General features: G+C 70.2%; 8 protein-coding genes. All 8 read left to right on the top strand.

All coding sequences use genetic code 11. From position 1 onward, the window contains the following. Positions 1-435 (top strand): hypothetical protein (locus tag F3J10_RS36120; RefSeq protein WP_205200582.1); only part of this gene is annotated, 435 nt, incomplete at its 5' end. Further along, positions 435-1,079 (top strand): peptidoglycan-binding protein LysM, encoded by a 645-nt coding sequence (locus tag F3J10_RS33950; RefSeq protein ID WP_096750888.1) that lies wholly within the window; start codon positions 435-437, stop codon positions 1,077-1,079. The genes F3J10_RS36120 and F3J10_RS33950, both read left to right, overlap by 1 nt. Continuing rightward, positions 1,072-2,115: a contractile injection system protein, VgrG/Pvc8 family gene (locus F3J10_RS33945; protein WP_167233416.1), complete on the top strand. Its 1,044-nt coding sequence runs from the start codon at positions 1,072-1,074 to the stop codon at positions 2,113-2,115. Before F3J10_RS33950 ends, F3J10_RS33945 begins: the two co-directional genes overlap by 8 nt. Then, a complete protein-coding gene (locus tag F3J10_RS33940; RefSeq protein ID WP_167233415.1) occupies positions 2,112-2,735 on the top strand; it encodes a phage baseplate assembly protein V in 624 nt (207 codons plus the stop codon). Before F3J10_RS33945 ends, F3J10_RS33940 begins: the two co-directional genes overlap by 4 nt. Positions 2,736-2,748: 13 nt before the next feature. Next, positions 2,749-3,162: a PAAR domain-containing protein gene (locus tag F3J10_RS33935; RefSeq protein ID WP_167233414.1), complete on the top strand. Its 414-nt coding sequence runs from the start codon at positions 2,749-2,751 to the stop codon at positions 3,160-3,162. 1 nt (position 3,163) lies between these two features. Next, positions 3,164-3,553, top strand: coding sequence for a GPW/gp25 family protein (locus tag F3J10_RS33930; RefSeq protein ID WP_096750884.1), 390 nt, complete (start codon positions 3,164-3,166; stop codon positions 3,551-3,553). A 13-nt stretch (positions 3,554-3,566) separates the two neighbouring features. Continuing rightward, a complete protein-coding gene (locus tag F3J10_RS33925) occupies positions 3,567-3,767 on the top strand; it encodes a hypothetical protein (RefSeq protein ID WP_096750883.1) in 201 nt (66 codons plus the stop codon). A 29-nt stretch (positions 3,768-3,796) separates the two neighbouring features. Beyond that, a partial coding sequence (locus tag F3J10_RS33920) for a hypothetical protein (protein WP_167243906.1) occupies positions 3,797-6,053 on the top strand: 2,257 nt, incomplete at its 3' end.

The following is a 6,053-nucleotide window of genomic DNA, read 5'->3' as shown; positions in this document are numbered from 1 at the left end:
CATCGCCCACGCCTACCGCCGCGCCCGGGGCCGCACGCCGCCCGAGGCGGGCGGGAGGTCCGCCATATCCAACGGGCCGTTCAGGACCAGGTGGTGCGCCGGAACCCGCCACGGCCGCGGGCCCCGGAACAGGATCGCGCGGACGTCCCCCGCACCGTGCCCCCGCCCGCCCCGGTGCGGCCGGTGGTTGCCCGCCGTGGAGGCCGCCCGGCCGGCCGCCGCCAGGCCGAACGCCTCTGCCCTGGGGCCCGGCTGACGCGGGGGTGGGCAAGCACCGGGTGCCGAAGACATCGCCGCGAGCACCTGGAACAGATCCGCGCGACCGTCGCCGACACGCTGCGCTCGCCCGCGCTGATGCGCTCGCTGGTGCGCGGCGTGGAGGCCGCGCTGGCCGGCCGCGCCAGCGCCGAACGCTATCGCCTGGGAGCCCGCTGATGCTGGAGATGGCCAAGATCGTGGTGCAGAAGACCGGCGAGGAGATCCCGGTCATGTACAACCCCACCGAGCTGTCGCTGAACAAGACCGTGCAACTGCAGGGCCAGGGCTCGAACGTGCAGTTCCAGCGCGTGGACGACGACGACCTGACGGTCTCGCTGTTCTTCGACACCTACGAGAAGCAGACCGACGTGCGCAGCCTGACCAACCGCATCGCCGCGCTGACCCAGCCGACCATCGGCACCGCCCAGCGCCGCGAGCCGCCGGTGGTGGTGTTCACCTGGGCCGGCCCGCTGTTCGTCGGCATGATCAGCAAGCTCGACCAGAAGTTCACGATGTTCCTGTCCTCCGGCGTGCCGGTGCGTGCCGAGCTGAGCGTCACGCTCAAATCGGTGCTCACGCCCGACGAGGACCTGCGCGCGCAAGGTTATTTCAACTGCCGGCGGCTCTGGCAGGTGAGCGAGAACGACCGGCTCTACCTGATCGCCCAGCGCACGCTCGGCGACCCGGGCCAGTGGCGCCTGATCGCCGAGACCAACGGCATCGACGATCCGCTGAACTTCCCGACCCGCCAGGACATCGGCCGCACCCTGGTGATCATCGACGTGCATGGCGAATCCTTCAACGGGGCGGCCCATGTCTGACGTCCAGACCGGCGGCTTCCGGATCCTGAAGAACCGCCAGGCGCTGTCGGGCGCGGTGGCCGCGGCGATCAGCAGCGTGAGCGTGCAGCACGAGATCAACCTGCCGACCATGTTCAGCTTCACGCTCAACATCGTCTCGCCCACCGGCGCCTGGCAGGACGTCAACCTCGACGCCTTCGCCCCCGGCGACGCGATCTCGATCTGGCTCGGCATCGACCAGCCGACCCAGCTCGTCAATGGCGAGATCACCGCCATCGAGCCGCACTTCAGCCAGTATTCGAGCGCCACCATCCGCGGCTTCGACCGCATGTACCGGCTGCGCTTCGGCACCCGTACGCGCACCTACCAGCAGGCCAGCGACAACGACATCGCCGCCCAGGTGGCCAGCGCCGCGGGCCTGACGATCCGCGCCCAGGGCCGCGCCGGCATCGTCAACGACTACGTGCTGCAGAACAACCAGAGCGACTACGACTTCCTGATGAGCCGCTGCGCGCAGATCAACCACGAGCTGCTGATGGACGACACCACCCTGGTGTTCCGGCCGTCGGCCGAGGGCGGCAGCCCGGTGCGCACGCTGAACTTCCCGGCCGACGTCGACGACCTCGAGCTCGCGCTGCGCCTGCCGACGCTGGGCAAGCAGGTGACCGTCAGCAGCTACGACATCGTCTCGAACCAGCCGCTCTCGGCCACCGCCTCCAGCGGCACCGCGAAGGACCGGATGGGCGGCACCGAGACCGGCTACCAGGCCGCCGACGGCTTCCCCGATTCCGCGGTGCGCTACGAGCGCCCCAACATCAACTCGCCCGAGGCGCTGCAGGCGGTGGCGGCCGCGCAATACCAGCGCAACCTGGCCGGCTTCATCGAGGGGCGCACCAGCGTGCTGGGCGACGCCAGCCTGGTGGCCGGCATCAACGTGCGGCTGACCGGCCTGAGCCAGCGCTTCAACGGCATCTACTACGTCACCTCGAGCACCCATACCTACGATGTCGAGGACGGCTACCAGACCGAATTCACCCTGAGGAGAACCGGAATATGAGTCCTTCGCCCAGCCTGTCGCCCGAATCGCTGGCGCTCGGCGTCACGCTCGGCAAGGTGGCCGACACGCGCGACCCCGAAGGCTACGGCCGCGTGAAGCTGAGCTTCCTGCTGAAGGGCGCGGAGATCGAATCGGACTGGGCGCAGATCGCCAGCTTCTTCGCCGGCCCGAACAGCGGCGCGTTCTTCCTGCCGCAGCCCGGCGACGCCGCGCTGATCGCCTTCGCCGACGGCGACGCCAGCAAGCCCTACGTGATCGGCTTCCTCTGGAACGGCGCGCAGAAACCGCCGGTGCCCGTCGACCAGCAGCAGGACCTGCGCGTGATCCGCACCAAGGGCGGCAAGACCATCACGCTCGACGATTCGCCCAACGGCGGCGGCGTGACCATCGTCGATGCCAGGCAGAACCGCATCCGGATCGACAGCGCGACCAACGCGATCGAACTCGCCAGCGAGGGCGACCTGTCGATCACCGCCAAGGGCAAGGTGACCATCACCGGCGCGCAGGTGACGCTGTGCAACACCGCCGGCAGCGTCAAGGCCACGCTGGGCCAGGCCACGCTGGATGTGCAGGGCGGCCAGAACCTGAAGCTGTCGGCCACCATGATCGACCTGAACTAGGAGGAGCGCCGCGATGGGACAAGCCGCAGCCAAGATGGGCGACAGCATCGTCAACGCCGCCGACATCCACGTGGTGCTGGTGCCGAGCCCGGGCGGCCCGGTGCCGACCCCGCAGCCGTTTCCGTTCAACGGCAAGATCTCGATGAATACCAGCCTGAACGTGCGCATCAACGGCCGCCCGGCCGCCACGGTCGGCTCGATGGGGCAGAACCTGCCGCCCCACATCCCGAGCTCGGGCACCTTCCAGGTGCCGCCCACCAACCTCGGCCGGGTGGTGCTGGGCAGCATGACGGTGCGCATCAACGGCCGGGGCGCCGCGCGCATGGGCGACGTCTGCGAGACCTGCCACGACATCCCGCCCGGCGGCCCGCAGGCGCCGCCGCCGACGCTCCAGGTACTGGGGCTGTCCAACGTGATGATCGGCTGAGATGAGCACGCCAAGCGACTTCCTCGGCCAGGGCTGGGCCTTCCCGGTCGCCGTGCACGGCGGCGCCGTGATGCTCGCGGCCGGCGCCGACGACATCCGCCAGGCAATCCTGATCATCCTGCGCACCGCGCCGGGTGAGCGCGTGATGCTGCCCGAGTTCGGCTGCCGCATCAACGAGCTGGTGTTCGCGGCCGGCAACGCCACCGCCGTGAGCCTGGCCCAGCTCTACGTGACCCAGGCGCTCAACCGCTGGGAGCCGCGCATCCAGACGCTGGCGGTGCAGGTGACGATCGCGCCCGACACGCCGCAATGCCTGCGCATCTCGGTGGACTACCTGATCCGCGAGCGCAACCAGCCGCAGAACCTCGTGTACCCCTTCTATCTCAAGTAAGCCGACCCGCACCATGAACGAAGCCATGCTCACCGCCCGTATCCAGGAACTCGAGGACAACCGCCGCGCCGGCGAGCAGCAACTGCGCGCGCTCGAGACCAAGCAGCGCGAACTGCAGCAGACCCTGCTGCGCATCGGCGGCGCGATCCAGGCGCTCACCGAGCTGCGCGACGAGCTGCGCCAGCAGGCGGCCCCCGGCGACGGGCAGGCCTGAGCCGACGCGCGCCCCCGGAGCCCGCCACGATGGCCGAGCCGATCCTCGACTTTCGCAGCCCTGACGATTTCTATCGGCAGGCGCTGACGCTGGCGACCGTCTATACCCAACAGTGGAGCGACAACTGGCCGCCGCCGCTGCAGGACCCCGGCAACTGGCTCGATGCCGCGGCGACCGCCTCCGCCGTCAACCAGGACCCGGGCCTGGTGCTGCTGAACCTGTTCGCACAACTGGCCGGCTATACCGCGCTGATCGAGAACCGGATCCCCTACCAGCGCCGCCAGTCGTTCTTCCAGTTCCTCGGCCTCTCGCCGCGCCCGCCGCAGCCGGCGCGCGCGCCGCTGGCCTTCACGCTCAAGCCCGGCCAGGGCGCGCGCCTGGTGCCGGCGCAGACCGCGGTGATCCCGCCCGACGCGCAGCAGATCCGCTTCCAGACCGAGCAGGACTTCACCGCGGTGCCGGCCCGGCTGACGGCGGCGATGACCATCATGCCCTCGCAGGACAGCTACCTGGACGCGATGCCGGCCTTCGAGACCGCGCTGGCCGGCGCCGACGATCCGCCGGGCGCGGCGCTGTTCCTCGGGCCCGACGACCAGGACATCATCGCGACGCCGCTCGGCCACTGGTTCATGATCGGCGACGCCAATCTGTTCAAGCCCGATCCGACGCCGCAGCGGATCACCATCACGCTGGTCGGCGAGCGTCTCTATCCCGACTACTTCGGGCAATGGTTCGACGCCGCGCTGAGCCCGCTGGCGGTGGTGCTGGCCGGCTCGGACGACGCGCGCCGGCTCGACATCACCCTGCCCGGCCAGCCGCTCGCGCCGGCCGTCTCGATCGAGACGCTGGTGGAATCGCTCTATGCGCGCAAGGACCCCGGCGCGGGGTTTTCCGATCCGTCCGCGGCGCTGGCCGATCCCTCCACCGAGAACTGGCTGCTGACCTGCCCGGCGCCGGGCATGCCGATCCTGTCGACGCTGGCCGGGCAGTTGCCGATCATCGACGGCTGCCAGTGCACGCTCGAGGGCGGCCAGATCCAGCCGCAGCAGGCGGCCTGCAACGTGGTCGCGCTCGACATCGCCAACGGCGCCTACCCGTTCGGCGAGACCCCGCAGACCAACGACGCCTTCTACGTGCGCAGCGACGCGGTGTTCGCGCGCACCGGCGCGCGCGTGAGCCTCGATTTCGATCTCGCGCTGCTCGCGCAGACCTACCCGGTGCAGATCGTCTGGCAGTTCTGGGACGGCAGCGCCTGGCGTCCCTTCAACGCCACCGCCGCGCAACGCAACCTGTACCAGTGGGTCGACACCACCAGCAACCTGCAGGGCAATACCAGCGGGCGGCCGACCTCGATCGCCTTCCTCTGCCCGGCGATGAAGCCGGTCACCGTGACCGGCAGCGAGGGGCTGTGGATCCGCGCGGTGATCGCCGCGGGCGGCTACGGCGCGCCCGGCGGCTTCAGCACCTCGAGCATTTCCAGCACCATCGACCAGGTGCCCGACAGCATCCTGCCGCCCGAGCAGAAGGCCGCGCTGATCGCCTGGCTCAACGACGTGGAGGGCGTGAACTTCTCCTACCAGTTCAGCGAGGCGCAGTTCGCGCCGCCCTTCATCCGCAGCCTGCAGCTCGGCTATACCTACTCGGCCGCGCCCTCGCGCTTCTGGACCTACAACGCCTTCGCGGCCAGCCGCTTCCTGGCCGCGCCCTACGTGCCGGTCGACGCCGAGCTGAGCGGCTTCTACTTCGCCTTCGAGCCCGCCGGCTTCGAGACCGACAGCGTCGGGCGCCGGCTGCAGCTCTACCTGTCGATCGAGGGCGAGCGCGCCGAGCCGGGCCGGCCGCTCGACTGGCAATACTTCGACGGCGCGGCCTGGCAGCCGCTGCCGGTGGACGACGGCACCTACGGCCTGAGCCGCTCGGGCATCGTCGCGATCCAGGTGCCGGCGGACATGCCGGCCAGCCCGCTCTATTCGCAACTGGCCTTCTGGTTCCGCGTCGAGAACGCCCACGTCGAGCGGACCATCCGCGTGCTGGGCCTCTATCCGAACGCGGTGATGGCCGGCAACGTCACCACCATCGTCGAGGAGGTGCTCGGCTCCAGCAACCAGCAGCCCGACCAGCGCTTCCAGATCGCCTATCCGCCGGTGCTGCCCGACCTGCAACTGCGCGTGGACGAGCCGCGCGGCATCGACGACATGTCCGGCGCGGGCTCGCTGTCGGACAGCCTCGGCGGCACGGCCGCGGCCGGCTCGGCGGGCACCGCCGCCACGCCGGGCAGCGACGCCT

Origin of the sequence: Burkholderia sp. Cy-637 (genome assembly GCF_011753175.1) — a bacterium.
Lineage (GTDB): Bacteria > Pseudomonadota > Gammaproteobacteria > Burkholderiales > Burkholderiaceae > Burkholderia > Burkholderia gladioli.
The sequence above is the reverse complement of the archived record's forward strand: the minus strand, read 5'-3'. Positions and strand labels throughout refer to the sequence as shown.

What these genes read in the sequence shown, in the direction of transcription:
- F3J10_RS33940 (WP_167233415.1), top strand. Translation starts at nt 2,112, where the DNA reads ATGAGTCCTTCGCCCAGCCTGTCGCCCGAATCGCTGGCGCTCGGCGTC.
- F3J10_RS33950 (WP_096750888.1), top strand. Translation starts at nt 435, where the DNA reads ATGCTGGAGATGGCCAAGATCGTGGTGCAGAAGACCGGCGAGGAGATC.
- F3J10_RS33945 (WP_167233416.1), top strand. Translation starts at nt 1,072, where the DNA reads ATGTCTGACGTCCAGACCGGCGGCTTCCGGATCCTGAAGAACCGCCAG.
- F3J10_RS33925 (WP_096750883.1), top strand. Translation starts at nt 3,567, where the DNA reads ATGAACGAAGCCATGCTCACCGCCCGTATCCAGGAACTCGAGGACAAC.
- F3J10_RS33930 (WP_096750884.1), top strand. Translation starts at nt 3,164, where the DNA reads ATGAGCACGCCAAGCGACTTCCTCGGCCAGGGCTGGGCCTTCCCGGTC.
- F3J10_RS33935 (WP_167233414.1), top strand. Translation starts at nt 2,749, where the DNA reads ATGGGACAAGCCGCAGCCAAGATGGGCGACAGCATCGTCAACGCCGCC.